The organism is Pseudomonas sp. HLMP, from assembly GCF_046365545.1.
Taxonomy (GTDB): domain Bacteria; phylum Pseudomonadota; class Gammaproteobacteria; order Pseudomonadales; family Pseudomonadaceae; genus Aquipseudomonas; species Aquipseudomonas guariconensis_B.
This window is the reverse complement of record NZ_JBDLLR010000001.1, coordinates 4,687,262-4,711,968: the sequence shown is the minus strand read 5'-3', so window position 1 is coordinate 4,711,968 and position 24,707 is coordinate 4,687,262. Positions and strand designations below refer to the sequence as shown.

The window sequence follows — 24,707 nt, the reverse complement described above, 5'->3', positions numbered from 1 at the left end:
CTGCGGGCTACTCGTCCTGCGCCTCGATGGCGATGACCTCGATCAGCTGATCGCCGGCAGGTCGTCGCCACAGCACCTCGTCGCCGGGGCCGGCGCCCAGTAGCGCGCGGCCCAGGGGCGATCCCCAGTTGACCAGGCCCTGCGCGGCATCGGCCTGGTCCTCTCCCACCAGTTGAACCCTGTGTTCCTGGTCCTGTTCATCGACGAAGGTCACCCGGCTGCCGATCTGCACCTTGTCCCGCGAGGTCGCGGCGGGCACCACCTGGGCGCTCTGCACGCGCGCGCCGAAGTAGCGCAGGTCACGTTCGGCATCGGCCAGGCGCTGCTTGTCGGCGTGTTCACCCTGGGCCTGCAGCTCGCTGCGTAGCGCATTGAGCTCGGCCAGGCGCTGCTGCAATTGGGCCAGGCCCTTGGCCGTGACGTAGTTGGGCTGGTCGCTGACCCGGCGCTCCACCGGCTGGTTGGCCTGGGCGGCGGCCTGATCCTCGTTGACGAATGCTCGGCTCATGGAAGGCCTCCTTGTGCAGCAGACCATGATGGCAGGTTGCGAGTTTCAAGGGTTGTCCGATTGCGACTTCCTTTCCATCCAGCGATGGCCTGTCAGCCATGAGGCAGCCCCATCAGTAGTGATACCACTTCAACTCCAGCATCACCTCGTTCTGCGCCGTGGCCAACTGGCTGAAGGTGCGCCGGGCGCTCAGCCTCAGCCCCAGGTCGCGGTTGATCTCCCACTGCTGGTTGAGGCTCAGGCTGCGCCGCACTTCGCCATTGGCGAAATAGTCGCCCTTGGCCTCCAGGGTCATGTTGCCCAGGCCATTGCGCCACAACAGCCCGCCATTGAAACCCGCCGCCGGTGCGACGAACTGGGCGAAGTCGTTGTGGTGTTCGACCCGCACCGTGCCCAGGGCAAAGCCCAGCAGGCCATCGGCCAACTGCCAGGTTCCGCCGGCACCGCCATTGACGTGGCTGACCAGCACCTCGTCGTCGTGCTTGCCCGGCACCCGCTCCAGGCCACCGGCAACCTGCCACGACCAGGGCTTGAGCAGTTCGTTGCGCGGGGTCAGGGAGCGGATGGTCGCCAGGTCCAGGCGTTGTACCTGCCAGTCGTTGCCCTCGTACTGGCGCAGCTTGAGCTGGAGGATCTCGATCTGCGCGCCGAGGGGGAAGCCGTAGGCGTTGTCGTTGAGATCGTGGTAGGCCATGCGCAGGCCGTATTCGGCATAGGCGCGGTCGTCGCGGGTGCCCACACCCAACTGCCAGGTGCGCGACTGGTGGCCGTTCTCGGGCAGGCCCGGGCGCTCGATCTCCAGGGGCGGCGGTGGGTTGCGATTGATCGCCCGCAGCAGCTCGAAGCTGCGCCTGGCCTGGGCCGGGTCGCGTTCCCGGCCGTTGGCACGGTAACGCTCCAGGCGGTAGGCCGCGTCCTGTACCAGCGCCTGGCGCTCGCGGGGCAGGGCAGTGAACTCGGGGCTTTGCAACTGGTCGGTGTCGGCGCTGATGGCCAGCACCTGGCGTTTCTCGTCATGCTCCAGCGGCTCGGCGCGGGCCAGCAGTTCGCGTTCGCGGGACGGCCGATAGCGTACGCTGGCGACCAGGCCGGACTGCTTGACGGCCTTGACCGTGTCGGTGGGAATGGCGGTCAACGGGAACTGTGAAGTCAGGTCCAGGCCAGGGCGCGCCACCTGCAGGAGTTCCAGCAGGCGGTAGGAGCAGTTCTCGTCGAAGAAGAAATAGTCGAACTGGATCTGCTTGAGCTCCCAGACGTGCTCGACCATGCGCCCCGTCTCCTCCGGTGTCAGGTCCAGCTGGTATTCCCACAGGTCGCGGTTCTCCAGGCTGCGGTATTCGGAGAGCTTTTCCTGGTAGGGCATCAGCGCGAACAGGCCCGGATAGCCGCCCATCAAGCCTTTCCAGGCATAGAGGATGCTGTTGTCGCTGCCCTCGATGTAGGCACCGAAGTTGATCGCGTAGCTCAGCAGCGTGGTGTCGTCGCTGCGGGTATTGGCCTGGTCGATGCGCAGCAAGGTATGGCCGAACATCGACGAGGGGCTGTTCAGGTAGGCCGCCGGAAACACCAGCACAGTGCTGTGCGGGTCGATGGCGCGGTACCAGGTGGTGTATTCCTGGCAGTCCGGCTGCGGCAGGTCGTTCAGCGCGAGCTGCTCACGCAGCCAGCGGGTGCGCGCCGGAAAGACGCACTGGGCATGCTTGTCGCCCAGGCTGGCCGGGGCGTATAGCGCCTGCACCGTGGCTTGCAGTTCGCGGTCCGGGTGATGGGCGCCGTCCTCGGCGAGGAAGAAGGCGTCATCGTCCACATAGCTGCGCCAGCCGCCGAGCGTGCCGGTCTCGTAGTGGCCGAGGGCGATCCAGTAGGGGGTCGAAGCCAACTGTTGCAGGCGTGCCGGGTCGAGCTGCGGTGCGGCATGAAGCGGGGCACTGGCGATGAGCGCCAGGGAGGCGAGGTGTTTGAGCATGTCGGGCAACTACGTCTGGATGATGCCGAAGGTGGATGAGCCGTACCCGCCCCGGTATCGGGGCGGGACAGGCGGGACTCAGGCCTCGGTGGCGTACTTGGCCAGGCGCGGGTCGCTCTTGAGGACCGCGAGGGTGTTGCTGTGGACGGTTTCGGCCGTCACGTCGGCACTGCTGAAGATCTCGCTGAAGTGCTGGTGGGTGACCGTGGCGAAGTGCGCGCGGTCTTCGGGCGCCACGCCCAGGACCACGGCATAGGTGGTCAGGGCTTCGCCCTGGCCCTTGGCCATGTCTTCGGAGAGTTCGTTCATCATGCCGTTCATGGCGAACCAGGATTTGCCGCCGTAGGTCAGGGCCGACTTGGTCGAGCAGCCGTTGGTGCCCGAGGTCATGCCGAAGGTCGCATTGCCGGACGTGCCGTTGGTGGTGGATGCCAGGAAGTGGGCCGGTGTGCCGCGCTGGCCCTCGAACAGCAGGTTGCCCCAGCCGCAGTTGGGTCCGCCAGGCGCTTCTGCCATGGCATTGATCGAAACTGCGGTGAACAGAGTACCCAGAAGAATCCGTTTCATAGCGTTGTTCTCTTTCTCAGTAGACGTACCAATGGTCAGGGTTCTGGCAAGCCGGTTGCCAGGTCGGGAAAGCAAATACGCCCACCCGCGCAGGTTGGAGTTTAGGCACGATCCAAAGGTTGCGTTGTTTATTGCGAAAAATTGCTTGCGAAATCGTTGGGGTTGGACTGCGACATAAAGTCCCGGCAAGCCTTGCAAGCAGCGCGTTGGCGGCGCCAGAATGCCTTTCATCCGCCCCGCCGAAGTAAGGAAACCCAATGCCCGATCCTGTCGCCTCGCGCCTGCGTCTTGCGCCCGAAGCCCTGACCCGGCGTTTCTCCGCCGAGCAGTTCGCTTTTTCCACCACCGACGATCTGGAGCCGTTCCGAGGGGTCCTGGGCCAGGAACGTGCCGTCGAGGCCCTGCAGTTCGGCGTGGCCATGCCGCGCCCCGGATACAACGTGTATGTCATGGGCGAGCCCGGCACCGGGCGCTTCTCGTTCGTCAAGCGCTACCTCAAGGCCGAGGGCAAGCGCCAGCAGACCCCGGCCGACTGGGTCTACGTCAACAACTTCGACGAGACCCGCGAGCCCCGCGCCCTGGAGCTGCCGGCCGGCAGCGCCAGCGAATTCATCGCCGACATGAACGGTTTGATCGACAACCTGCTGGCCACCTTCCCGGCGGTGTTCGAGCACCCCACCTACCAGCAGAAGAAAGGGGCCATCGATCGCGCCTTCAACCAGCGCTATGACCGTGCCCTGGACGTGATCGAGCGGGCCTCGCTGGAAAAGGACGTGGCCCTGTACCGCGATGCCAGCAATGTCGCCTTCACCCCCATGAGCGACGGCAAGGCCCTGGACGAGGCCGAGTTCGCCCAGTTGCCCGAGGAAGTCCGCGAGCGCTTCCACGAAGACATCGCCGCGCTGGAGGAGCGCCTCAACGAGGAACTGGCCAGCTTGCCCCAGTGGAAACGCGAGTCGAACAACCAATTGCGCCAGCTCAACGAAGAGACCATCACCCTGTCTCTGCAGCCGCTGCTGGCGCCGTTGTCGGAGAAGTACGCGGAAAACGCGGCCGTCTGCGCCTACCTGCAATCGGTGCAACTGAACCTGCTGCGCACCGTGGTCGAGCAACTGGTCGACGACAGCAAGCCTGACGCCGTGGCGCGCAAGATGCTCGAGGAGCAGTACGCGCCGAGCCTGGTGGTCGGCCACCACGCCAACGGCGGCGCGCCGGTGGTGTTCGAGCCGCACCCGACCTACGACAACCTGTTCGGCCGTATCGAATACAGCACCGACCAGGGCGCGCTGTACACCTCCTACCGCCAGCTGCGCCCAGGCGCGTTGCACCGGGCCAATGGTGGCTTCCTGATTCTCGAGGCGGAGAAGATGCTCGGCGAGCCCTTCGTCTGGGACGCCCTCAAGCGCGCCTTGCAGTCGCGCAAGCTGAAGATGGAGTCGCCGCTGGGCGAACTGGGCCGGGTCGCCACCGTGACCCTGACGCCGCAGATGATCCCGCTCAACGTCAAGCTGGTGATCATCGGTTCGCGCCAGCTGTACTACGCCCTGCAGGACCACGACTCGGACTTCCAGGAGATGTTCCGGGTCCTGGTGGACTTCGACGAGGACATGCCCCTGGTCGAAGAGAACCTGGAGCAGTTCGCCCAGTTGCTTCGCACACGCACCAACGAAGAGGGCATGGCCCCACTGACCAGCGACGCGGTGGCGCGGCTGGCCACCTACAGCGCTCGCCTGGCGGAAAACCAGTCGCGCCTGTCGGCACGCATCGGCGACCTGTTCCAGTTGGTCAGCGAAGCCGACTTCATCCGCCAACTGGCCAGCGACGAAATGACCGATGCCGGGCACATCGAGCGGGCGCTCAAGGCCAAGGCCACGCGCACCGGGCGGGTGTCCCAGCGGGTGCTCGACGACATGCTCGCCGGGATCATCCTGATCGACACCGAAGGGGCGGCCATCGGCAAGTGCAACGGCCTGACCGTGCTCGAGGTCGGCGACTCGGCGTTCGGTATGCCGGCGCGAATCTCCGCCACGGTCTACCCGGGCGGCAGCGGGATCGTCGACATCGAGCGTGAGGTCAACCTCGGCCAGCCGATCCACTCCAAGGGGGTGATGATCCTCACCGGCTACCTGGGCAGCCGCTACGCCCAGGAGTTCCCCCTGGCGATCTCGGCGAGCATCGCCCTGGAGCAATCCTATGGTTACGTCGACGGCGACAGCGCCTCGCTCGGCGAGGTCTGCACCTTGATCTCGGCGTTGTCCCGCACGCCGCTCAAGCAGTGTTTCGCTATCACCGGCTCGATCAACCAGTTCGGCGAGGTGCAGGCAGTGGGGGGCGTCAACGAGAAGATCGAAGGCTTCTTCCGGCTGTGCGAGGCACGCGGGCTGACCGGCGAGCAGGGCGTGATCATTCCGCGCGCCAACGTCGCCACCTTGATGCTCGACGAGCGGGTGCTGCGGGCGGTCGAGGCCGGGCGTTTCCATGTCTATGCCGTCAGCCAGGCCGACGAGGCCTTGAGCCTGCTGGTGGGCGAGGAGGCCGGCGCGCCGGACGCGCAGGGCCAGTTCCCCGAGGGCAGCGTCAATGCGCGGGTGGTGGAGCGCCTGCGCGAGATCGCCGAGATGGTCAGCGAGGAAGACATCAAGGAGGCGGAGAAAGAGCGGCTGGAGGAGGCGCTGGCCCAGGCCAAGCCTGCCTGAGTCAATAAAACGGCGCTGGCGGCCATGTGCTACCGTTCAGCGCCGGTTTTCCAGCCTGGGCGCGGGTCTTCTATGCTGGTTTTTAAGGACGGTATCAGCGTTCAGGATGGAGACAGCCTGAGGTTCAGGCTGAACAAGGCTTCACAGAGGGGACGCCGCCATGCGCAACCTCAGCCTCACCCGCCAGTGCCTGGGCCTGGTGACCCGCATCGAATGCAGCATTCGTCCATTGGCCGGTGACAACGGCATGTGGACGCTGCTCTTCGCCGCCGGCATGGCCGGTGAACAACCCTCTGCGATCAAGGCCCAGGGCCCGTTCCATGGCCCGCTGGTGGCCGAGTCGGTGCTCAATGCCATCGTCGACAGCCTCACCTTGCATGGCTACCAGGTCGCCGATGATCCGCAGATCTGGTGCCTGCACCTGCAGGCGCAATTGCGCCGGATCAATGGCGAGCGCTGTCGCAACCTGGGGGATTACCAGTTTCATCCGGAGACCTGAGCAGGCGCTGTCCGCTGCCAAGTGGGGCCGCTTCGCGCCCCATCGCCGGCAAGGCAGCCCCAATACCGCTTGACCGACTGGCATCGGGGCGAGCCCGTGCAATGCAAGATGTCGGTCTTTTGCTTATACTCGCGCTCGCTTTTCTAGCCTTCTGACGAGTCCCTATCCTCCATGGAACGTATCCTCGAAAATGCGATGTATGCCTCGCGCTGGCTGCTCGCCCCGATCTATTTCGGCCTGTCCCTGGGCCTGCTGGCGCTGGCACTGAAATTCTTCCAGGAAGTCATCCACGTCCTGCCCAATGTCTTTTCCCTGAGCGAGGCCGACCTGATCCTGGTCATCCTGTCGCTGATCGACATGTCGCTGGTCGGCGGCCTGCTGGTGATGGTGATGATCTCCGGCTACGAGAACTTCGTCTCGCAGCTGGACATCGACGACAACAAGGAGAAGCTCAACTGGCTGGGCAAGATGGACTCCTCCTCGCTGAAGATGAAGGTCGCCGCCTCCATCGTGGCGATTTCCTCGATCCACCTGCTGCGGGTGTTCATGGATGCCCAGAACATCTCCACCGACTACCTGATGTGGTACGTGATCATCCACATGACTTTCGTCATCTCGGCGTTCGTCATGGGTTACCTGGACAAGGTCACCAAGCACTGACCGATGGCCGACCCCGGCGAGCCCTCCACCGCCCGTCCGTTGCGAAACGGACGGGCGGTCGCGTTCATGGCTTGTGCTTTCCCGGCAGCTGTACGAAAAATGATCGGACATGCGTGGTTCCCGTAGCGAGGTGCGCCCATGAACCTGCATCAGCTCAACGTCGAGGCCAGGGCCGGCCATGTCGATGAACTCAACCTTATCGCCATCGAAGGTGGCGACTACCTCCTCGAGGCGCGGGTCAAGGGCCGTGCCCATCCCCTGGCCGACAACCGTGGACAGCGACTGCGGGTGCACTGCGTGGAAGATGCGCGCAACCTCCTGCAATCGCTGCCGATGCTGTCGATGAACCTGGTGCACTGGTCGGTGCAGGACGAAATGTGTGGCATGAGCGTGCAGTCGGACGACGACCTCAAGGTGCCGATTTCCCAGCGTTCGGCTTGGTAAGCTGCCTGGCGCAGCCCCAGTGTGCTAGGCTGCTCGCCCTTTTCATCAAGGGCGCGGCTTCATTGCGCCCTGCAGCGGAGCAAGCCAATGTCCGAACTCAACCTGTCCACCGACGAAACCCGCGTCAGCTACGGCATCGGCCGTCAGCTGGGCGGCCAGCTGCGTGACAACCCGCCGCCGGGCGTCAGCCTGGAGGCCATCCTGGCCGGTCTGAGCGATGCCTTCAACGGTGCCGACAGCCGTGTCAGCGAAGCCGACCTGTCGGCCAGCTTCAAGGTCATCCGTGACCTGATGCAGGCCGAGGCCGCAGCCAAGGCCGAAGCCGCTGCTGCCGCCGGCAAGGCCTTCCTGGCCGAGAATGCCAAGCGCGAAGGCATCACTACCCTGGCGTCGGGCCTGCAGTACGAAGTGCTGAACACCGGCGAGGGCGCCAAGCCGTCCCGCGAGGACAACGTGCGCACCCACTACCACGGCACCCTGATCGATGGCACCGTGTTCGACAGCTCCTACGAGCGCGGCCAGCCGGCCGAGTTCCCGGTCGGCGGCGTGATCGCGGGCTGGACCGAAGCCCTGCAACTGATGAACGCCGGTAGCAAGTGGCGCCTGTACGTGCCGAGCGAGCTGGCCTATGGCGCCCAGGGCGTTGGCAGCATCCCGCCGCACAGCGTGCTGGTGTTCGACGTCGAGCTGCTCGACGTTCTGTAATACCTCTGGGGCCGCTTCGCGGCCTTATCGTGGGCAAGCTCGCTCCCACAAGGCCCTGCAAATCGCATCATGTGCGATCGACGCGGCCCCTGTGGGAGCGGGCTTGTCCGCGAATAATGGGCTGCAAAGCCCCATCGGCCGACACACCCTCAGTTCCAATCCGTCCCTCCAGGGCGCAATGCCCGCGCATAGCAGAACAGGAACAGGTTGCGCACCAGTTCCTTGAGCACCACCGGCTCGCTTGAATTCAGCCCATTGAGGTCCAGGTCGCCCTGGTCGCGCAGTTCGTCGAGCGCGTCTTCCTCGAGCACGGCACAGACCTCGCCGGTCTCGCGGTGCAGGATACGTAGGTAGGGGTGTGGCCGGTCCAGCCAGGCGTCGATCAGATAGGTCATGGCTATTCTCCATTGGATAGCGACTCCAATGAGAATAATTCTTATTATCAGAATAGCAAGCCCCTATTGGCGGAATTCTTCCGAATGGGGCAGGGGCCCTGTTGCAGGACCTGTCAGGGCCGCCGCGCCGGCAGCCCCGAGTGGCAGTGCATCAGACCTTGCGCACGAACTCCGACTTCAGCTTCATGGCGCCGATGCCGTCGATCTTGCAGTCGATGTCGTGGTCGCCATCGCACAGGCGGATGTTCTTGACCTTGGTACCGACCTTGACCACCAGGGACGAGCCCTTGACCTTGAGGTCCTTGATCACGGTAACGGTATCGCCGTCCTGGAGGATGTTGCCTACCGAGTCCTTCTTCACCACCTCGTCGCTGACGGCTTCGGCTTCGCCGCTGGCCGACCATTCGTGGGCGCATTCGGGACAGATCAGTTGGGTGCCATCCTCATAGGTGTATTCGGAGTTGCATTTGGGGCAGGGTGGCAGAGTGCTCACGGGGGTTCCTTAAACAGACGGGCGGTTAAAGACGCATATTGTATAAGGTTTTGTCTGCCAGGTGTGTGCCGCCTGTGCAAATGCATTCGCGGGCAAGCCCGCTTCCACAGGGGCCGCATTGGCCTTGTAGAAGCGGGCTTGCCCGCGAATGGAGTTTTTCGGTGTGGTCAGTGGGTACGGGCGACCGCGAACTCGCTCAGCTCGACCAGGGCATCGCGATACTCGCTGGCCGGCAGCACTTCCAGGCAGGCGATGGCGCGGGCGACGTAGTCACGTGCCAGCTGCGCGGTGTAGTCCAGGGCGCCGGAGGTTTCGACCGCAATGCGGATCTGCTCCAGGTCTTCCAGGCCGCCCTTCTGGATCGCCTGGCGTACCAGCGCAGCCTGTTCGGGCGTGCCTTCGCGCATGGTGTAGATCAGCGGCAGGGTCGGCTTGCCCTCGGCCAGGTCGTCGCCGACGTTCTTGCCCAGGGTCTGCGAGTCGCCCTTGTAGTCCAGCAGGTCGTCGACCAGCTGGAAGGCGACCCCAAGGTGGTCGCCGAAGGTGCGCAGCGCCTCGCGCTGTTCGTCGGTGCCTTCTGCCAGCGCGGCGGCGCTGTGGGTCGAGGCCTCGAACAGCATCGCGGTCTTGCCGCGGATGACCTCCATGTATACCGCTTCGCTGGTGCTGGCATCGCGTACCCGCGACAGTTGCAGCACTTCGCCCTCGGCGATGACCCGGGTGGCCTTGGAGAGGATCTGCATGACCGGCATCGAGCCGAGCTCGACCATCATCTCGAACGAGCGCGAATAGAGGAAGTCGCCCACCAGCACGCTCGGCGCGTTGCCCCACAGGGCGTTGGCGGTGGAGCGGCCGCGGCGCATGCCGGACATGTCGACCACGTCGTCGTGCAGCAGGGTGGCGGTGTGCAGGAACTCGATGGTCGCCGCCAGCAGGCGCAGGTCGTCGCCTTCGCGGCCCAGGGCCTTGCCGCACAGCAGCACCAGCAGTGGGCGCAGGCGCTTGCCGCCGGCGGAGGTGATATAGTCGCCGATCTTCGATACCAGCGGCACGCGCGAGGTCAGCTGCTTCTTGATGATCTCGTCGACGGCGCTGAAATCGTCAGCCACCGCGCGGTAGAAGGATTGGGGTTGCATCGGCTGCTCCATTGAGGTTGCGCGGCATGCTAGGTCGCGGGTCCCGGTGTGTCAAGGCGCGCTGCCCGCGGGCCGGGGGCGGGACTTGCAAGGTAATCAGCGGTTGCGTACAATCGCGCACCCTAACTTTCCTGGGCAGCACCTGCCTTACGCAATTGCACCGGGCCGTTCCAGCCCAGTGCAGCCATGCCAGCCAATACTCTTTCCTATAAAGCGCTGGGTGAGCAGGATTATCGGAGAAATACCATGTCTTACGCAGTAATCGTTACCGGCGGCAAGCAGTACAAAGTCGCTGAAGGTGAATTCCTGAAGGTCGAGAAGCTGGAAGTCGCCACCGGCGAATCCGTGACTTTCGATCGCGTTCTGCTGGTCGCCAATGGCGACGACGTCACCATCGGCGCGCCAGTCGTCGAAGGTGCCAAGGTTGTGGCTGAAGTCGTTTCGCAAGGCCGTCACGACAAGGTCCGCATCATCAAGTTCCGTCGTCGTAAGCACCACATGAAGCGTATGGGCCACCGCCAGTGGTTCACCGAGATCAAAATCACCGGTATCCAGGCTTAATCCCCTAGATCCCCTGAATTTATTTGGAGAATTGAACCATGGCTCACAAGAAGGCTGGTGGTAGTACTCGTAACGGTCGCGACTCAGAATCGAAACGCCTTGGCGTGAAGATGTATGGCGGCCAGGTCATCAAGGCCGGCAACATCATCGTCCGCCAGCGCGGCACCCAGTTCCACGCCGGCTACGGCGTTGGCATGGGCAAGGATCACACCCTGTTCGCCAAGATCGAAGGCGTGATCAAGTTCGAGAAGAAGGGCGAGTTCGGCCGTCGCTATGTAAGCGTCGTCGCGGCCTGATCGCGAAGTCGCTGGAGAAGCCCCGTCATGCGACGGGGCTTTTTCGTTTGTGGTGAGCCTCTTGCAAAGCTGTTTGTATGGGCTGCTGGCGCTGGTGTTTACGGTCGTTACGGGGCCGCCGCGCTCATTTTTGCAAGAGCCTCATGTTTTTGAGTCATTCAGCTCGTCTGCCGACGAGAGGCGGTTTCTATGAAGTTTGTTGACGAAGTATCGATCCGGGTCAAGGCCGGTGACGGCGGCAATGGTTGCATGAGCTTCCGCCGCGAGAAGTTCATCGAGAACGGTGGCCCCAACGGTGGTGACGGTGGCGATGGCGGTTCGGTGTTCATGGTCGCCGACGAGAACCTCAACACCCTGGTCGATTACCGCTACACCCGCCACTTCGAGGCCCAGCGTGGCGCCAACGGCGGCAGCACCGACTGCACCGGCAAGAAGGGCGATGACCTGGTCCTGCGCGTGCCGGTCGGCACCACGGTGATCGACGCCGGTACCCAGGAGATCATCGGCGACCTGGTCACCCCCGGCCAGAAGCTGCTGGTCGCCCAGGGTGGCTGGCATGGCCTGGGCAACACCCGCTTCAAGTCCAGTACCAACCGTGCGCCGCGCCAGACCACGCCAGGCAAGCCGGGCGATCAGCGCGACCTGAAGCTCGAGCTCAAGGTCCTGGCCGACGTTGGCCTGCTGGGCCTGCCCAACGCGGGCAAGAGCACTTTCATTCGCTCGGTCTCGGCGGCCAAGCCGAAGGTCGCCGACTATCCCTTCACCACCCTGGTACCGAACCTGGGCGTGGTCAGTGTCGACCGCTGGAAGAGCTTCGTCATCGCCGACATCCCTGGCCTGATCGAAGGTGCCTCCGACGGTGCCGGCCTGGGGATCCGCTTCCTCAAGCACCTGGCGCGTACCCGCATCCTCCTGCACCTGGTCGACCTGGCGCCACTGGACGGCAGCAGCCCGGCCGATGCCGCCGAGGTGATCGTCAACGAGCTCACCCGCTTCAGCCCCTCGCTGACCGAGCGTGAACGCTGGCTGGTGCTGAACAAGTCGGACATGGTCATGGACGACGAGCGCGACGAGCGAGTCAAGGAAGTGGTCGAGCGCCTGCAGTGGGAAGGCCCGGTCTACGTGATCTCGGCCATCTCCAAGCAGGGCACCGAGCAGCTCAGCCACGACATCATGCGCTACCTCGAAGACCGCGCCGACCGCCTGGCCAACGACCCGGCCTATGCCGAGGAACTGGCCGAGCTCGACCAGCGCATCGAGGACGAGGCCCGCGCCCAGCTGCAAGCCCTGGACGACGCCCGCGCCCTGCGCCGCAGCGGCGTCAAGAGCGTGCACGACATCGGCGACGATGACGACTGGGATGATGACGAGGACGACGGGGACGGCCCGGAAATCATTTACGTGCGCGACTGACCGGTTGCAGTACACTAAACGCCGCTCTCTGGAGCGGCGTTTTGGTATCTACGGTATCTACAGATTCGACATAGGTTGGAAGAGAAGATGCGAAGCAAGGTGACAGGCGCCAAGCGCTGGGTCGTGAAGATCGGCAGCGCCCTGCTGACGGCGGATGGCAAGGGGCTGGACAGCGGCGCCATGGCCGTCTGGGTCGAGCAGATGGTCGCGCTGCGGGAGGCAGGCGTGGAGTTGGTGCTGGTTTCCTCCGGGGCCGTGGCCGCTGGCATGAGCCAGCTGGGCTGGGCCAAGCGACCGAGTGCGATGAACGAGTTGCAGGCTGCTGCCTCGCTCGGCCAGATGCGCCTGGTGCAGGCCTGGGAGTCGAGCTTCGGCCAGCATGGCAAGCACACCGCGCAGATTCTCCTGACCCATGACGACCTGTCCGACCGCAAGCGCTACCTCAACGCCCGCAGCACCCTGCGCACCCTGGTGGACCTGGGCGTGGTGCCGGTGATCAACGAGAACGACACCGTGGTCACCGACGAGATCCGCTTCGGCGACAACGACACCCTGGCGGCCCTGGTGGCCAACCTGGTAGAGGCCGACCTGCTGGTGATCCTCACCGACCGCGACGGCATGTTCGACGCCGACCCACGCAATAACCCCGACGCCCAGCTGATCTTCGAGGCCCGCGCCGACGACCCGAGCCTCGATGCCGTGGCAGGCAGCTCCGGCGGCGCGCTGGGCCGTGGCGGCATGCAGACCAAGCTGCGCGCCGCACGCCTGGCTGCGCGTTCCGGCGCCCACACCATCATCGTCGGTGGGCGTATCGAGCGTGTGCTGGACCGGCTCAAGGCCGGCGAGCGCCTGGGTACCCTGCTGTCGCCCGAGCGCGGCATGCTCGCCGCGCGCAAGCAATGGCTGGCCGGTCACCTGCAGACACGCGGCACCCTGGTGCTCGATGCCGGTGCCGTGCGGGCCCTGCGCGAGGATAACAAGAGCCTGTTGCCGGTCGGCGTGAAGACCGTGCAGGGCAGCTTCCGCCGTGGCGAGATGGTGGTCTGCGTCGGCCCGGACGGCCAGGAAGTGGCCCGTGGCCTGGCCAACTACAGTGCCCTGGAGGCACAGAAGATCATCGGCCAGCCTTCTGACGCCATCGAAGGGTTGCTCGGCTACATCGCCGAGCCGGAGCTGGTGCACCGCGACAACCTGGTTCTGGTCTGAGGAGCGCACCGTGCTGAAAAGGATGTTTGCCGTGGCCGCCCTGGCGCTGCCGATGCTGGCCGGGGCCGAGGAGATCGGCCAGGTCTCCACGGTGTTCAAGTTCGTCGGGCCCAACGACCGTATCGTGGTCGAGGCGTTCGACGATCCCAAGGTCGAGGGCGTGACCTGCTACCTATCGCGGGCCAAGACCGGCGGCCTGAAGGGTGGCCTGGGGTTGGCCGAGGACCGTGCGGAGGCGTCGATCGCCTGCCGCCAGGTGGGGCCGATCAACTTCAAGGGTGAGCTCAAGGAGGGCGAGGAGGTGTTCAAGGAACGCACCTCGCTGGTGTTCAAGACCATGCAGGTGGTGCGCTTTCTCGACAAGAAGCGCAATACGCTGGTGTACCTGGTGTACAGCGACCGGCTGATCGAAGGCAGCCCGCAGAATGCGGTGACGGCGATTCCGATCGTGCCGTGGGCCCAGTGATACCGGGTCGAGGGCGGGGAGGCCTTCGGCCTCCATTCGCGGGCAAGCCCGCTCCCACAAGTTCGGCGTTGGCCATCTGGTAGTGGGGCCGCGAAGCGGCCCCGGTTACCCCCATCTCAGGCCAGTTCCTCGGCCTGATCCTCACGAACGATCGCCTTCACCTCATCCCGGCGGCTGATGAACTTCCAGTCCGCCTCGTCGATGTAGATACCGTTCGGCCCGCTGCCGCCTTCCAGGTCGATCGCCACCCGCGCCGACACCTGCGGCTTCACGCTCGCCAGGATCGGCACGAAGCCTAGTTGCTGGCTGGTCTCCAGCAGCGCGGCCTGGTTGCGCTCGTCGATGTCCGCCGCCTCGTCGAGGTAGTAGGGCAGGCGGATGCGGCCGGCCAGGTCGCGGTCCATCAGGTGCAGCAACAGGTACATGTTGGTCAGCGCCTTGATGGTCATGGTGGTGCCGTTGGACGCCGCGCCATCGATGTCGGCGTGGATCACCGGCTGGCTGTTGATCTTGGTGATCTCGAAGGCCAGCTCGAACAAGTCCTTCAGGCCCAGCTGGTTGTGGTTGGCCGCCACCAGCCGCGCCAGGTACTCCTTGGCCTCTTCGTTCTTGTGATCCTGCTCGGCGCTCTGGGTCAGGTCGAACACTGACAGGGTCTCGCCTTCCTCGTACTGGCCGGCGCTGTGGATGATCTGGTCGATGTGCTTGAGCGCTTCCTTGTTCGGCGCCAGGACCACGCGGAAGCTCTCCAGGTTGGACACCTGGCGCTTGTTGATCTCGCGGTTGAACAGGGCCAGCTGGTGCTCCAGGCTGTCGTAGTCGCTGCGGATGTTGCGCAGTGTCCGGGCGATGTCGGTGACTGCGGCGCGGCGTGCCTTGGCCAGGGTCAGGGCCTCTTCGGTGCGGTGCGAGTAGGCGTTGATCAGCAGTTGCAGGCGGCGCTCCATGTCGTCTTCGCTGTCGAACTTGGCCACGCCCTTGAGGCGTACCTGGGCGTACAGCGCCTCGATCTGGTTGTCCACCCGCTGCAGGGCCTGCCAACTGTCCTGGTAGTCGTTGAGCAGTGGCAGCAGGTTGTCCATGGAGTCGTCGACCGCCTCCATGAAGGGCGTGCCGAAGGGCAGGTCGGCCGGCAGCAACTGGCGACGGCGCAGGGCGTCGTCGAGAGTGCGCTGCTTGGCTTCCAGGTCGGCGATCTGCCGGCCCACCAGTTGCAGCTTGGCCGACAGCTGCTGGACGCGCTCGGTGAAGGCGTCGCTGGAGCGCTTGAGCTCGTCCTGGGCAGCTTCCAGTTGCGCCAGTTGCTCGAGCTTTTCCGGCTCTTCGGCGCTCAGGGTCTCGGTGCGGCGGAAGTCCTCCAGGGCCTTCTGCGCATCCAGCACCTGCTGGTACAGGGCCTCGGTCTGCGCCTTGCTGGCGGCACGGTCGAGGGCCACGGCCTGTTGGGTCTTGAGCTGCTTGAGCTCTTTTTCCAGGCGTTCTTTCTGGTCGCGCAGGGCGGCGCGGTCGGCCAGGGCCTGCAGGGCCGGCGGATCGATGTGCGACAGGTCGATGGCCAGGCCCGGGGCCTCGAAGCGCTCGCCCTTGAAGCCGTCGAGCACGGCCTCCAGGGTTTTCACCCACAGGTCGCTGTCGTCCAGCTCGATGCCGCGCTCGCCCAGCGGCAGGCTGAACAGCGCGCCGTTGAACAGGCGCATCAGGCGGTCCACATCCTGCTGGGAGAACTCCTCGCGCAGGCGGGCGTAGCTGTTGTTGTCGGCGTGGTCGAGCTGCTGCCTGACCTGCTTGAGGCGTTTTTCCAGGTCGCGCACTCGCTCGTCCAGGTCCTCGGCGGAGAACTGCCGCGACTGGGCCAGGGCGCCGGCCAGTTCGTCATGGGCGTCCTTGGCCGCCAGCAACTGCTGCTCCAGGACCTTGACGTCGTCGACCAGGGCGAAGCGGTGCTTGAGCACCGACAGTTCGCCGAGCCAGCGCTGGATGCCGGTGATCTCGCGCTCCAGGCGCATCAGCTCCTGGGTGCCGCTGCGCTGGTCGTTCTGCAGGCTGTCCTGCTCGTTGCGGTAGTGCTCGGCCTGGATGATCAGCTCTTCCTTGCGCGCCATGGCGTAGTCCTGCCAGGTGCCCAGCAGGTTGTCGAGCAGCGGCGAGAGGCGGTGCAGCTTGCCGCGCAGGATGTCGCGCTGGGCCACGCCGCCGGCCAGTGCCTCGACCAGCGGGCCTGCGGCGACCAGGGCGTTGTAGTCCTGCTCCATGCGGCGCACGTCGCGGAAGGCTTCCTCGCAGGCGGCGATGTAGTCGACGCTGCCCGAGCGCAGGCTGTGCTCGAAGGCATCGAGGAACAGCTGCTTGAGCTTGGCTGCGGTGATCTCGCGCATGTGCAGCAGGTTGATGAACAGGGCACGGAAGGTCTTCAGGCTCTGCTCGCTGGTCGAGCGCAGCGGGATCAGGGTCAGGTCCAGCGGCACCGAGGTGTGGCCGCCGACCAGCAACCGGCGCAGTTCGTCCGGCTTGAGCTCGTAGGCCTTCAGGCCGTGGCGCTCGAGGTTGGTGAACAGTTCTTTCTGGCGCAGGCAGGTGTCGTCTTTCTGGTAGTGCGCCAGGTCCAGTTGGCCCTGGTAGGCGAAGAACTGGTGGCCGAAGCCGCCGCCCGGGCCACGACCGACCACACCGATCACGTGCGGACCGTGGGGCAGGTTCAGTTCGCAGAGGATGTAGCTGGTGTCGCTGGCGAAGTAGAAGCGGCGCGACTGCTCCAGGCTGTACTTGCCGAAGCTCATGTCGGACATGCGCGCCAGGATCGGGAACTGCAGGGCGTTGATCGAGGCGGACTTGCCCAGGTTGTTGGCGCCGTAGACCGACAGCGGGTGCTCCAGGGGGAACAGGCCCAGGCTGTAGCCGGCGGTGTTGAGCAGTGCGAAGCGGCGGATGCCGTAGCGTTCCTGGCTCATGCGTCAATCTCCTGTTGCTCTTCGCGGATGGCCCGGGCCAGGGCTTCTTCCTCGCTTTCCTCGGCCTCGAAGGGGGTCAGGTCGAGCGGGTCGTCGGTACGGTTGAGTTCTTCCGGGCTTTCTTCCTCGACCAGTACCGGCGTCGGCAGCGGCAGGTCGCTGTGCAGGCTGGCGGCCAGGTCGCGGTCCTGCTGGACCGACAGGCAGACGTCGAGGAAGCGGTGCATCGGTGGCAGGAAGCGGTAGATGCCGCCTTCCTCGTGGGCGAAGCCCAGCTGGGTCATGCGCCGCAGGATCTTCTCCTCCAGCTCGTCGACCGTCTGCACCTCGGCCTGGATGAACAGGTCGCGGTATTTTTCCAGCAGCGATGGCAGCTCGTCGCGGCCAATGCTGCCGCCATCGAGCACGGCCATCGGGTCGCGGCCCTGGTCGGCCAGGTGCTCGACCAGGATGAAGGTGAACAGCGACAGCCGCTGGGCGGTCTTGTTGACCTGGGCGGCAGCCTGTTCGGGGACGAAGTAGTAGAAACCGCGGGTGTCGCACACCAGCTCGAAGCCCAGGGCCTTGAACAGGGTGCGGTACTGGTCCTGGAAGTTCGACAGCTGGGCGTACAGCTCAGGGTCGCGGCGGCTGATATGGAAGCCCTTGAACAGCTCGCGGAAGATCGGCGCGAGCTGGGACAGTTCGGAAAGATCAAGATGCATGGGCTGGGCTCGCGTTGGATTCGGGCGTGGCCGCGGGCGTGTTTTCGCGGCTGGAGGTCAGGGCGAAGGAGCGCAGGCTGACCAGGTGTTCGCGGGTGGTGTACTCGCGCCGGTCGAGGCGCTCGCGGTTGAAGCGCTTCTCCCGCGACAGGCGTGAGAACCAGTACAGCAGCTCGTCGGTGGCGCCTTCGGGTTCCTGCTCCAGCAACCAGACCATCAGGTCCGGCAGGGGCAGGGCGTCCTCGCAGCGCTCGAGCATTTCCTTGACCGTGCGCGGTGCGCGCGGCAACGGGCCCTTCTGGGTCTTGTGCGCCTTGGGGAAGCGCGCCGGTTTCGGTTCGAAGCGGGCCAGGGCATAGACGTAGGCCTCGACCTGGCTGGCACTGCCGAGGAAGGTGCTCTGCGGCCGGGTGAACAGTGGCATGGCCGCGTGGGGCACGGCGTCGATGCCCTTGCGGCGGATCACCGACAGGGCCAGGGCGGCGCCGCGGGTCACGGCATTGTGCCGGCGCGCTTCTTCGCGCAGCGGCAGCAAGAGCTCGCGGGCATGGCGCAGGGTCAACTGGGCGCTGGTCTGCATCTCGAGGATGCGCGCGTGGGTGCGCAGCAGCATGTCGTCGTCGACCAGGTGGCCCAGGCGCGCCTGCTCGCCGAGCAGGCGCAGCAGCACGGTCTCGACCTTGCGCACGCCCTGCTCGAAGGCACCGTCGGCGTTGACCAGTTGGATCATCGGCTCGACATACTCGTCCCAGGTCGCCAGGACCTCGGCGTAGCGTTGGCGCAGGGGGATCTGGCGGTTGCTGGTCTTGGCCCGTTCGGCCACGGCGACCAGCGCCTGCTCGTCGTTGTCGAGCTTCTTGAGCACGTCGCGCACGCGCATGTCGAGCAGGCGCAACTGGCGCGCCAGGTCGTCGCTGTCGCGGTTGTCGAAGGCGTCCTGGATATGCCCGGCCAGGCGCTCCAGGTGACGCAGGTAGGCCTCGATCTCCAGGCACAGGCCCAGGCGGTGTTCGCGGCGCAGGTAAGCGAGGAAGTCGTGGATCTGGGCGTTGAGCTCGAAGCGGTTCGGGCTCTTGGCCACCGGCACTAGGATATCCAGGCGGATCCACACATCGAGCAGCTGGGTGATGTCCTGCGGGGTACTCTCCACCTGCTGGCGGGCCAGTTGCTGGCGTAGTTCGACCAGGCTCAGGGTGCCCTGGTCGAAGCGCTCGCACAGCGGCTCGATCAGGGCCCAGTGTTCGGCTAGGGCGCGCAGGACGCGCTTGGGTTCGATCATTGGCGGGTCGACTCGTTGCCAAATAAAAGGGGCGATTGTACTGCATCCCGGGGGGAGGATTTCACCCCTTGGTCTGTAATGGTGGGTATCCGTTGCCAGTGCCGGCCCTTTCGCGGACAACAAATTTCCGTCGCCCAGTTGCGGCGTTCGATGGACAACAGCGGTAGAATGGCCGACTGACTTCTCCCCCCGGATGACCGTGCCTTGCTGACCGAGCCTCGCCGCCGCGCCTACCTTTCCGCCATGCAAGTGGTGCATTGGCTGCCGCGTGCCGAACTGCCGTTCGCCGCGCCGTCACGGCCCGAGCTGCTGTTGCCGCAGGCGCCGGTCGAGGTGCTCGAGTTCGAGGTCAAGCCCTCGGCGCCGGCGGCCCGCGAGGCGCCTGTCGCGCCCCAGGCCCGCCCCAGCGAGCGACCGAAGATCGAAATTCTCCGCCCAGGCAGCGCGCCCAAGCCAGCCAGCAAGCCGGTCGAAGCCGAGGAGCAGGCGCCAGCGCCTCGTCCGACCCCGGTGCCGCCGCCGCGCTTCGCCCTGCAGCTGCTGCGCGCCGGTCACTGCCTGCTGTTGGTGGAATTGGCCACCGGCCAGCCGTTCCAGAGCCGCGACCCGTCGTACCTGCTGCTCAAGGACATGCTGCGCGCCGCCGGCCTGCCGGATGCCCCGCAGATCGTCGGCGAACCGGTGCGTTGGCCCCTGCTGGTACGCGGCAACATGGACCAGGGCCCGGAGGCGGCACGGGACTTCGTCCAGGCCTTCATCCAGGCCCGCCTGGAAGAAGCCCCGTGCACCTGCCTGTGGCTGGTCGGCCTGCCTGCGGTGCGCTTCGCCGGCCAGGCCGACGCCGAGGCCTACTACCAAGAACTCAAGGTCGAGGGCCTGGGCGATGCCTGGGCCCTGCCAGGCCTTGAACTGTTGATGGACGAGCCGCGGCGCAAGGCGGACGTCTGGCAAGCGATGCGCCGGCTGATGGCGCGCTGGAAGAGCGTTGAATGAGTGACTCGATCAGTTTCCGCCCGATGACCGAGGCGGATCTGGATGCCGTGCTTAAGATCGAATATGCCGCGTTCAGTCATCCCTGGACCCGTGGCATCTTCCAGGATGCGCTCAAGTCTTATGAAGTCTGGCTGATGTTCGAGGGGCAGCAGCAGGTCGGCCATGGCGTGATCAACGTGATCATCGACGAGGCGCACTTGCTCAACATCACCGTCAAACCGGAAAGCCAGGGCCGTGGCCTCGGCCTGCGCCTGCTCCAGCACCTGATGGCACGGGCCTACCAGCTCAATGGCCGCGAATGCTTCCTGGAGGTACGGGCCAGCAACCAGTCGGCCTATCGTCTCTACGAACGCTACGGATTCAACGAAATCGGCCGGCGCCGGGACTACTACCCGGTTGCCGGTGGGCGCGAAGACGCCCTGGTGATGGCCTGCACCCTGCTCGAAGAGTGACCTGACGGGGGCTGGCCAAGTCACACAGGCATACCCTGATGAGGCAACGACCATGCATGACCTGCAGGAACTGATCGACAACAATGAGCGTTGGGCCGATGCGATCAAGCAGCGCGACCCGGACTTCTTCGCCAAGCTGGCCCGCCAGCAGGCGCCTGAATTCCTCTGGATCGGCTGCTCCGATGCCCGGGTGCCGGCCAACGAGATCGTCGGCATGCTGCCGGGCGACCTGTTCGTCCACCGCAACGTCGCCAACGTGGTGCTGCACACCGACCTGAACTGCCTGTCGGTGATCCAGTACGCGGTGGAGGTGCTCAAGGTCAAGCATATCCTGGTCACCGGTCACTACGGCTGCGGCGGTGTGCGTGCGGCCATGCAGGACCGCCAGCTGGGTTTGATCGACGGTTGGCTGCGCTCGATCCGCGATCTGTACTACGAGAAGCGCGCCGAGCTGGCCAAGCTGGACGGCGAGGAGGCCAAGGTCGACCGCCTGTGCGAATTGAACGTGATCCAGCAGGTGGCCAACGTGGCCCATACCAGCATCGTGCAGAACGCCTGGCATCGCGGGCAGGAACTGTCGATCCACGGGTGCATCTATGGCATCAAGGATGGTCGCTGGAAGAGCCTGGACACCACCATCAGCGGCTTCGCCCAGTTGCCGGCGCAGTATCGGTTGCGGCCGGTGGAGCAGGGCTGAGGGCCAGGCATGCGGCATTGGGGCGCGTAGCGGCCCCTCGTGAGGCCAGCCCGAAACCTCCGTGCGCGACACGCCATGCTTAACTCCTTGCCAGGGGCTGCCATAGTTGGAGCAAGGGGGAAAGGAATGAAAAGCACGAGGCTGCTGGCGTTGGCTGGGTGCTTGCTAATGGCAGGTATCGCCCAGGCCGACGAGCGCGACCTGTGGATGTTCGCCCAGTGGGCGGGGGATCACCAGACCCGCCCCTTCCGCCAGATGCTGGTGGATGCCCGGCTGTATGGCGTGGTGCCGATCCATCAACTGCTGCGCTCGGCCTCGGACTGGCGCCTGTGCCGTGCCTCGCCTTTCGCCGTGCCACCGGCTACCCACTGGCCCCAGGTGCGTTCCACCCTGATGCTGCTCAAGACCCTCGGCGACCAGGGCATCCTGCGCCAGTTCGAAGTGGTCTCGGCCTACCGCGATCCCCGCCTGAACGCCTGCGCCGGTGGTGCGGTGGGCAGCGCCCATACCCGCGCCTTCGCCGTCGACCTGCTGCTGCCGGCCTGGGCCGACCCGAACCCGTTGTGCCGCTTCTGGCAGCAACACGGCCGAGCCTGGAACATGGGCCTGGGGCGCTACCCGTCCGGGCGTATCCACCTCGATACGGCGGGCTATCGGACCTGGGGTGGAGACGGCCGCTCGGGTTCGTCGTTCTGCGCCAAGCCCAGGTGAGCGAGACAGGCCTGGCACTCGGCCATCACCCATTCGACAAAGCACTGGCGCTTGCCACCATCATCCAGTGGGCGAGGGCTGAGCAGATGATAGGCCGAACCGTCGCGCAGGAAGCCGAACGGCGCCTGTAGCTGCCCGCTGTCGAGTTCGTCGCGGACCATCAGTGCCGAGGCGATGGCCAGGCCCAGCCCGGCGCTGGCGGCCTGGACCGACAGGTAGAAATGTTCATAGTCACTGTGCGCGTCAGGTCGGGCCTGACGAGCGCTCAGGCGCAGCCAGGTGTTCCACGCGTCGGGGCGGGTGGTGCTGTGCAACAGGCGTTGCCCGTCGAGGCCATCGCCCATGCCTGGGCGGCCGACTGGGCCGATCCACTCGTCGCAGATCTTCAGGCTGTACAACTGGCGGTCCCAATGGAAGTCATCGCGCCGTAGCGCCAGGTCGACGCCGGTGCGGGTGAAGTCCAGCGGGCCACCGGCAGCCACCAGGTGCAGTTGCAGGCTTGGATGGGCGACATGGAAACGGGGCAGCCGTGGGATCAGCCAGCGCATGGCGATGGTGGGTTCGCACGACAGTACCAGCACATTGTCGCGCGCCTGGGCCTGCAGGCGCTGCACCGTACCGTCCAGTTGCTCGAAGATCGCCTGGGTGGTGCCGTGCAGCGCGCGGCCGGCGGGGGTGAGGAAGATCGCCCGATTGCGCCGTTCGAACAGTTCCACGCCGAGGCTTTCCTCCAGCAGCCGTACCTGGCGGCTGACTGCGCCATGGGTGACGTGCAGGCGCTCGGCGGCCCGTACGAAGCTCTCGGTTTCGGCAGCGATGTCGAAGTAGTGCAAGGCGGTCAATGGGGGCCGTTTCATGGGGTTGCCGTCGAATGCGCAATATTTTTGTGTGAGAAAAACTAGCGGATCAAGCGCACTATAAATCGATTTTTCCTTGTGGATAAGCCTTCGATAATCAGTGCCTCTGTGCCTTTTCATCGTCTATCGAGGAGCTTTTGCGTGAACGAACTGATTGCCGTGGCCCTGTTCACCGTGCTGGCTGTCATCAGCCCGGGGGCTGACTTCGCCATGGTCACCCGCAGCAGTTATGCACAGGGCCGCAAGGCCGGCCTGGCGGCCGCAGTGGGCATCGCCCTGGGGGTGCAGGTGCATGTGTGCTACACGGTGCTCGGCATCGCCGTGATCGTCAGCCAGAGCCCGGCTCTATTCATGGTCATGAAGGTGGTGGGGGCGGGGTACCTCATCTACCTGGGCTACCAGTCGCTGACCAACACCACGCGCATCAGCCACGAGGGCGTCGAGCAAGCCCGCACGAGCGCTCGGGCGGCGTTATGCACGGGGTTCCTGACCAATGCCCTGAACCCCAAGACCCTGTTGTTCGTGGTCAGTGCCTTTACCCAGGTGGTCCAGCCGGGCAGCCCATTGGCACTGGACTTCGCCTACGGCGCATTCATGTCCTTCGCTCACTGGCTGTGGTTCAGCCTGGTGGCGGTGTTCTTTTCCAGTGTGGCGCTGCGCAGGGCGATGATCGAACGGCAGCGGGTGGTCGACCGGGTGATCGGCGTGGCCTTGATCGGGTTGGGGGTGACGGTGGTGGTTGCGGGTGTGCGTTGAGAGATTGTCCATCACGTTGGGCTGCGAAGCGGCCCTACTAAATGGAAGCCTTAATCGACCGGCATTACGCGAATGGTTTTCGCAGGGCAAAAGAAAAAGGGCTTACCTTGCGGTAAACCCTTTTCGAAGATGGTGGCTACACAGGGACTTGAACCCCGGACACCGGCATTATGAATGCCGTGCTCTAACCGACTGAGCTATGTAGCCAAGTGGCGCGCATTATTCGCTTGAATCCCGATCCTGTCAACACCCCTTTCAAAAAAAATTTACGCGCTTTCAAACGCTTAGCCAGAAAGCCCGATCTTCAGCGGACGATCAGCCAATGACCGAGCACGTCGTGCAGTTGCAGGCGCTGGTCGTTGGCCAGGCGCTCGAGGCTTTCGACGGGGCGCTCGAGGTTGAAGTCGCCGCTGACGCGTCGATAGGCGGTCTGCTCGTCCATCAGCCAGACCCGTCGGCCCAGGTAGCCGGCCAGGCGCTCCAGGACTTCGCCCAGGGGCGTGTCCTTGGCCAGCAGATGGCCGCTGCGCCAGGCGTCGGCTGCCTTGGCGTCGATCTTCTGCACCGGGTCGATGCGTGTATCGGTGAAGGTGACCCGCTCGCCGGCCGAGACCATGCGCTGCTCGCCGCCCTGGATGACCATGGCCTTGCCCTTGAGCACCACCAGTTCGTCATGGCCGGCATGACGGGCGATCATCAGGCGCGTGCCGAACACCTGGATGCGTGCTGCGTCGACCTGCACCTCCATGGCGCGCCCGTCGAGCATCACTTCCAGGTAGACCTGGCCCTGCACCAGCTGCAACAGGCGCGTGCGGCCACGCAAGTCGACGTTCATGGCACTGGCGCTGTCCAGGTGCAGGGTGGAGCCGTCGGCCAGGCGCAGGCTGCGGCGCTCGCCGCTGGCGGTGTGCAGCTCGCTGCCCAGGCGCTGCGCCAGTGGCCAGTAGAGGTAGGCCAGGCCCGCCAGCACCAGCAAGAACAGCACCGCCAGCCACGTGCCGGCCCGACTGCGACGCGCCTTGACTTGTCGGGGGCGTGGCCGTGCCGGAGGTGGCTGCAGCCGTTGCCAGTAGGCTTCCAGCTCGGCATAGGCCCGTGCGTTGTCGGGCTCCTGGCACCAGGCGCTGAACGCCTGGTGCAGCCGTTCGTCGCCACCGGGCTGGCGCAGGCGGGAAAACCATTCCAGCGCCTCCCGTTGGGGATCGGCCTGGATCTGCAAGGCGGGCATCGGGCTCATGGGATCTGCTCGCGGAAAGGGCGGTTTCGCCCAATGTTTACAGGGGTATAGAATTGAAGATG

26 protein-coding genes and 1 tRNA gene are annotated in these 24,707 nt (G+C 65.2%); 15 read left to right on the top strand and 12 right to left on the bottom strand.

The window, feature by feature from the left end; genetic code table 11:
* Window positions 1-7: 7 nt before the first annotated feature.
* The 3 genes from ABFA30_RS21775 to ABFA30_RS21765 form a co-directional block, all read right to left on the bottom strand.
* Complete coding sequence (locus ABFA30_RS21775) at window positions 8-508, bottom strand: GreA/GreB family elongation factor (RefSeq protein WP_225790585.1); 501 nt, start codon at window positions 506-508, stop codon at window positions 8-10.
* A 112-nt stretch (window positions 509-620) separates the two neighbouring features.
* Entirely contained in the window at window positions 621-2,474 is a 1,854-nt protein-coding gene (locus tag ABFA30_RS21770) for a DUF4105 domain-containing protein (RefSeq protein WP_410045914.1), read from the bottom strand.
* A gap of 78 nt (window positions 2,475-2,552) precedes the next feature.
* A complete protein-coding gene (locus ABFA30_RS21765; RefSeq protein WP_410045913.1) occupies window positions 2,553-3,041 on the bottom strand; it encodes a DUF3015 domain-containing protein in 489 nt (162 codons plus the stop codon).
* Window positions 3,042-3,298: 257 nt separating this feature from the next.
* Here ABFA30_RS21765 and ABFA30_RS21760 point away from each other — a divergent pair, with 257 nt between their 5' ends.
* The 5 genes from ABFA30_RS21760 to ABFA30_RS21740 all read left to right on the top strand — a co-directional run bounded on the left by ABFA30_RS21760 (window position 3,299) and on the right by ABFA30_RS21740 (window position 8,045).
* Entirely contained in the window at window positions 3,299-5,737 is a 2,439-nt protein-coding gene (locus ABFA30_RS21760) for a Lon protease family protein (protein ID WP_225790582.1), read from the top strand.
* A gap of 160 nt (window positions 5,738-5,897) precedes the next feature.
* On the top strand, window positions 5,898-6,236 hold the full coding sequence (locus ABFA30_RS21755; RefSeq protein ID WP_225790581.1) for a hypothetical protein: 339 nt from the start codon (window positions 5,898-5,900) through the stop codon (window positions 6,234-6,236).
* A 171-nt stretch (window positions 6,237-6,407) separates the two neighbouring features.
* Window positions 6,408-6,896: a TIGR00645 family protein gene (locus tag ABFA30_RS21750; protein WP_225790580.1), complete on the top strand. Its 489-nt coding sequence runs from the start codon at window positions 6,408-6,410 to the stop codon at window positions 6,894-6,896.
* A gap of 138 nt (window positions 6,897-7,034) precedes the next feature.
* Window positions 7,035-7,340 carry a DUF6482 family protein gene (locus tag ABFA30_RS21745; protein ID WP_225790579.1) on the top strand — a complete coding sequence of 102 codons (306 nt, stop codon included), beginning with the start codon at window positions 7,035-7,037 and terminating at the stop codon, window positions 7,338-7,340.
* Window positions 7,341-7,427: 87 nt separating this feature from the next.
* On the top strand, window positions 7,428-8,045 hold the full coding sequence (locus ABFA30_RS21740) for an FKBP-type peptidyl-prolyl cis-trans isomerase (protein WP_225790578.1): 618 nt from the start codon (window positions 7,428-7,430) through the stop codon (window positions 8,043-8,045).
* 149 nt (window positions 8,046-8,194) lie between these two features.
* Here the strand turns inward: ABFA30_RS21740 and ABFA30_RS21735 are convergent, their stop codons facing one another.
* The 3 genes from ABFA30_RS21735 to ABFA30_RS21725 all read right to left on the bottom strand — a co-directional run bounded on the left by ABFA30_RS21735 (window position 8,195) and on the right by ABFA30_RS21725 (window position 10,069).
* Entirely contained in the window at window positions 8,195-8,440 is a 246-nt protein-coding gene (locus ABFA30_RS21735; protein ID WP_225790577.1) for a hypothetical protein, read from the bottom strand.
* 151 nt (window positions 8,441-8,591) lie between these two features.
* The gene (locus tag ABFA30_RS21730; protein WP_225790576.1) at window positions 8,592-8,933 is read right to left on the bottom strand and encodes a zinc ribbon domain-containing protein YjdM; all 342 of its coding nucleotides are present in this window, start codon (window positions 8,931-8,933) and stop codon (window positions 8,592-8,594) included.
* A gap of 167 nt (window positions 8,934-9,100) precedes the next feature.
* Window positions 9,101-10,069 carry a polyprenyl synthetase family protein gene (locus ABFA30_RS21725; RefSeq protein ID WP_225790575.1) on the bottom strand — a complete coding sequence of 323 codons (969 nt, stop codon included), beginning with the start codon at window positions 10,067-10,069 and terminating at the stop codon, window positions 9,101-9,103.
* A 246-nt stretch (window positions 10,070-10,315) separates the two neighbouring features.
* Between ABFA30_RS21725 and rplU the strand changes: the two genes are divergently transcribed.
* From rplU to ABFA30_RS21700, 5 genes are all read left to right on the top strand, one after another.
* The gene (rplU, locus tag ABFA30_RS21720; protein ID WP_225790593.1) at window positions 10,316-10,630 is read left to right on the top strand and encodes a 50S ribosomal protein L21; all 315 of its coding nucleotides are present in this window, start codon (window positions 10,316-10,318) and stop codon (window positions 10,628-10,630) included.
* A gap of 38 nt (window positions 10,631-10,668) precedes the next feature.
* Window positions 10,669-10,926 (top strand): 50S ribosomal protein L27, encoded by a 258-nt coding sequence (gene rpmA, locus ABFA30_RS21715; RefSeq protein ID WP_225790574.1) that lies wholly within the window; start codon window positions 10,669-10,671, stop codon window positions 10,924-10,926.
* A gap of 189 nt (window positions 10,927-11,115) precedes the next feature.
* Window positions 11,116-12,339, top strand: a complete 1,224-nt coding sequence (gene cgtA / locus ABFA30_RS21710; protein ID WP_225790573.1) for an Obg family GTPase CgtA — start codon at window positions 11,116-11,118, stop codon at window positions 12,337-12,339.
* An 87-nt stretch (window positions 12,340-12,426) separates the two neighbouring features.
* Window positions 12,427-13,545 carry a glutamate 5-kinase gene (gene proB, locus ABFA30_RS21705; RefSeq protein WP_225790572.1) on the top strand — a complete coding sequence of 373 codons (1,119 nt, stop codon included), beginning with the start codon at window positions 12,427-12,429 and terminating at the stop codon, window positions 13,543-13,545.
* Window positions 13,546-13,567: 22 nt separating this feature from the next.
* Complete coding sequence (locus ABFA30_RS21700) at window positions 13,568-14,011, top strand: CreA family protein (RefSeq protein ID WP_225790592.1); 444 nt, start codon at window positions 13,568-13,570, stop codon at window positions 14,009-14,011.
* Between the two features lie 116 nt (window positions 14,012-14,127).
* On the opposite strand, the gene mksF is transcribed toward ABFA30_RS21700, so the two are convergent.
* The 3 genes from mksF to mksB are packed head-to-tail and all read right to left on the bottom strand — an operon-like array spanning window position 14,128 to window position 18,942.
* A complete protein-coding gene (gene mksF / locus ABFA30_RS21695) occupies window positions 14,128-16,959 on the bottom strand; it encodes an Mks condensin complex protein MksF (protein ID WP_410045912.1) in 2,832 nt (943 codons plus the stop codon).
* Entirely contained in the window at window positions 16,956-17,663 is a 708-nt protein-coding gene (mksE, locus tag ABFA30_RS21690; protein WP_225790570.1) for an Mks condensin complex protein MksE, read from the bottom strand. Before mksE ends, mksF begins: the two co-directional genes overlap by 4 nt.
* Window positions 17,653-18,942: an Mks condensin complex protein MksB gene (gene mksB / locus ABFA30_RS21685; RefSeq protein WP_253081612.1), complete on the bottom strand. Its 1,290-nt coding sequence runs from the start codon at window positions 18,940-18,942 to the stop codon at window positions 17,653-17,655. Before mksB ends, mksE begins: the two co-directional genes overlap by 11 nt.
* Window positions 18,943-19,146: 204 nt before the next feature.
* On the opposite strand from mksB, the gene ABFA30_RS21680 reads away from it, so the two are divergent.
* The 4 genes from ABFA30_RS21680 (at window position 19,147) to ABFA30_RS21665 (ending at window position 21,795) form a co-directional block, all read left to right on the top strand.
* Window positions 19,147-19,935, top strand: a complete 789-nt coding sequence (locus ABFA30_RS21680; protein ID WP_410045911.1) for an energy transducer TonB — start codon at window positions 19,147-19,149, stop codon at window positions 19,933-19,935.
* Window positions 19,932-20,387 (top strand): ribosomal protein S18-alanine N-acetyltransferase, encoded by a 456-nt coding sequence (gene rimI, locus ABFA30_RS21675; RefSeq protein WP_225790567.1) that lies wholly within the window; start codon window positions 19,932-19,934, stop codon window positions 20,385-20,387. The genes ABFA30_RS21680 and rimI overlap by 4 nt, the downstream gene beginning before the upstream one ends.
* Window positions 20,388-20,439: 52 nt before the next feature.
* Window positions 20,440-21,084 carry a carbonate dehydratase gene (gene can, locus ABFA30_RS21670; RefSeq protein ID WP_225790566.1) on the top strand — a complete coding sequence of 215 codons (645 nt, stop codon included), beginning with the start codon at window positions 20,440-20,442 and terminating at the stop codon, window positions 21,082-21,084.
* Window positions 21,085-21,252: 168 nt separating this feature from the next.
* Window positions 21,253-21,795: a D-Ala-D-Ala carboxypeptidase family metallohydrolase gene (locus ABFA30_RS21665; protein ID WP_225790565.1), complete on the top strand. Its 543-nt coding sequence runs from the start codon at window positions 21,253-21,255 to the stop codon at window positions 21,793-21,795.
* Here ABFA30_RS21665 and ABFA30_RS21660 read toward each other — a convergent pair.
* On the bottom strand, window positions 21,735-22,652 hold the full coding sequence (locus ABFA30_RS21660) for a LysR substrate-binding domain-containing protein (protein WP_410045910.1): 918 nt from the start codon (window positions 22,650-22,652) through the stop codon (window positions 21,735-21,737). The two genes, ABFA30_RS21665 and ABFA30_RS21660, sit on opposite strands and share 61 nt — an antisense overlap.
* A 141-nt stretch (window positions 22,653-22,793) precedes the next feature.
* Here ABFA30_RS21660 and ABFA30_RS21655 point away from each other — a divergent pair, with 141 nt between their 5' ends.
* A complete protein-coding gene (locus tag ABFA30_RS21655) occupies window positions 22,794-23,408 on the top strand; it encodes a LysE family translocator (RefSeq protein ID WP_253091498.1) in 615 nt (204 codons plus the stop codon).
* 130 nt (window positions 23,409-23,538) lie between these two features.
* On the opposite strand, the gene ABFA30_RS21650 is transcribed toward ABFA30_RS21655, so the two are convergent.
* Together ABFA30_RS21650 and ABFA30_RS21645 are read right to left on the bottom strand one after the other, a co-directional pair.
* Window positions 23,539-23,615, bottom strand: a tRNA-Met gene (locus ABFA30_RS21650).
* Window positions 23,616-23,712: 97 nt separating this feature from the next.
* Complete coding sequence (locus tag ABFA30_RS21645; protein WP_253103476.1) at window positions 23,713-24,645, bottom strand: FecR family protein; 933 nt, start codon at window positions 24,643-24,645, stop codon at window positions 23,713-23,715.
* Between the last annotated feature and the right edge of the window lie 62 nt (window positions 24,646-24,707).

What these genes read in the sequence shown, in the direction of transcription:
- ABFA30_RS21745 (WP_225790579.1), top strand. Translation starts at nt 7,035, where the DNA reads ATGAACCTGCATCAGCTCAACGTCGAGGCCAGGGCCGGCCATGTCGAT.
- ABFA30_RS21755 (WP_225790581.1), top strand. Translation starts at nt 5,898, where the DNA reads ATGCGCAACCTCAGCCTCACCCGCCAGTGCCTGGGCCTGGTGACCCGC.
- ABFA30_RS21760 (WP_225790582.1), top strand. Translation starts at nt 3,299, where the DNA reads ATGCCCGATCCTGTCGCCTCGCGCCTGCGTCTTGCGCCCGAAGCCCTG.
- ABFA30_RS21765 (WP_410045913.1), bottom strand. Translation starts at nt 3,041, where the DNA reads ATGAAACGGATTCTTCTGGGTACTCTGTTCACCGCAGTTTCGATCAAT.
- cgtA (WP_225790573.1), top strand. Translation starts at nt 11,116, where the DNA reads ATGAAGTTTGTTGACGAAGTATCGATCCGGGTCAAGGCCGGTGACGGC.
- ABFA30_RS21645 (WP_253103476.1), bottom strand. Translation starts at nt 24,645, where the DNA reads ATGAGCCCGATGCCCGCCTTGCAGATCCAGGCCGATCCCCAACGGGAG.
- proB (WP_225790572.1), top strand. Translation starts at nt 12,427, where the DNA reads ATGCGAAGCAAGGTGACAGGCGCCAAGCGCTGGGTCGTGAAGATCGGC.
- mksF (WP_410045912.1), bottom strand. Translation starts at nt 16,959, where the DNA reads ATGAGCCAGGAACGCTACGGCATCCGCCGCTTCGCACTGCTCAACACC.
- rplU (WP_225790593.1), top strand. Translation starts at nt 10,316, where the DNA reads ATGTCTTACGCAGTAATCGTTACCGGCGGCAAGCAGTACAAAGTCGCT.
- ABFA30_RS21750 (WP_225790580.1), top strand. Translation starts at nt 6,408, where the DNA reads ATGGAACGTATCCTCGAAAATGCGATGTATGCCTCGCGCTGGCTGCTC.
- ABFA30_RS21770 (WP_410045914.1), bottom strand. Translation starts at nt 2,474, where the DNA reads ATGCTCAAACACCTCGCCTCCCTGGCGCTCATCGCCAGTGCCCCGCTT.
- ABFA30_RS21725 (WP_225790575.1), bottom strand. Translation starts at nt 10,069, where the DNA reads ATGCAACCCCAATCCTTCTACCGCGCGGTGGCTGACGATTTCAGCGCC.
- ABFA30_RS21700 (WP_225790592.1), top strand. Translation starts at nt 13,568, where the DNA reads ATGTTTGCCGTGGCCGCCCTGGCGCTGCCGATGCTGGCCGGGGCCGAG.
- mksB (WP_253081612.1), bottom strand. Translation starts at nt 18,942, where the DNA reads ATGATCGAACCCAAGCGCGTCCTGCGCGCCCTAGCCGAACACTGGGCC.
- ABFA30_RS21740 (WP_225790578.1), top strand. Translation starts at nt 7,428, where the DNA reads ATGTCCGAACTCAACCTGTCCACCGACGAAACCCGCGTCAGCTACGGC.
- ABFA30_RS21665 (WP_225790565.1), top strand. Translation starts at nt 21,253, where the DNA reads ATGGCAGGTATCGCCCAGGCCGACGAGCGCGACCTGTGGATGTTCGCC.
- ABFA30_RS21660 (WP_410045910.1), bottom strand. Translation starts at nt 22,652, where the DNA reads ATGAAACGGCCCCCATTGACCGCCTTGCACTACTTCGACATCGCTGCC.
- can (WP_225790566.1), top strand. Translation starts at nt 20,440, where the DNA reads ATGCATGACCTGCAGGAACTGATCGACAACAATGAGCGTTGGGCCGAT.
- ABFA30_RS21735 (WP_225790577.1), bottom strand. Translation starts at nt 8,440, where the DNA reads ATGACCTATCTGATCGACGCCTGGCTGGACCGGCCACACCCCTACCTA.
- rpmA (WP_225790574.1), top strand. Translation starts at nt 10,669, where the DNA reads ATGGCTCACAAGAAGGCTGGTGGTAGTACTCGTAACGGTCGCGACTCA.
- rimI (WP_225790567.1), top strand. Translation starts at nt 19,932, where the DNA reads ATGAGTGACTCGATCAGTTTCCGCCCGATGACCGAGGCGGATCTGGAT.
- ABFA30_RS21775 (WP_225790585.1), bottom strand. Translation starts at nt 508, where the DNA reads ATGAGCCGAGCATTCGTCAACGAGGATCAGGCCGCCGCCCAGGCCAAC.
- mksE (WP_225790570.1), bottom strand. Translation starts at nt 17,663, where the DNA reads ATGCATCTTGATCTTTCCGAACTGTCCCAGCTCGCGCCGATCTTCCGC.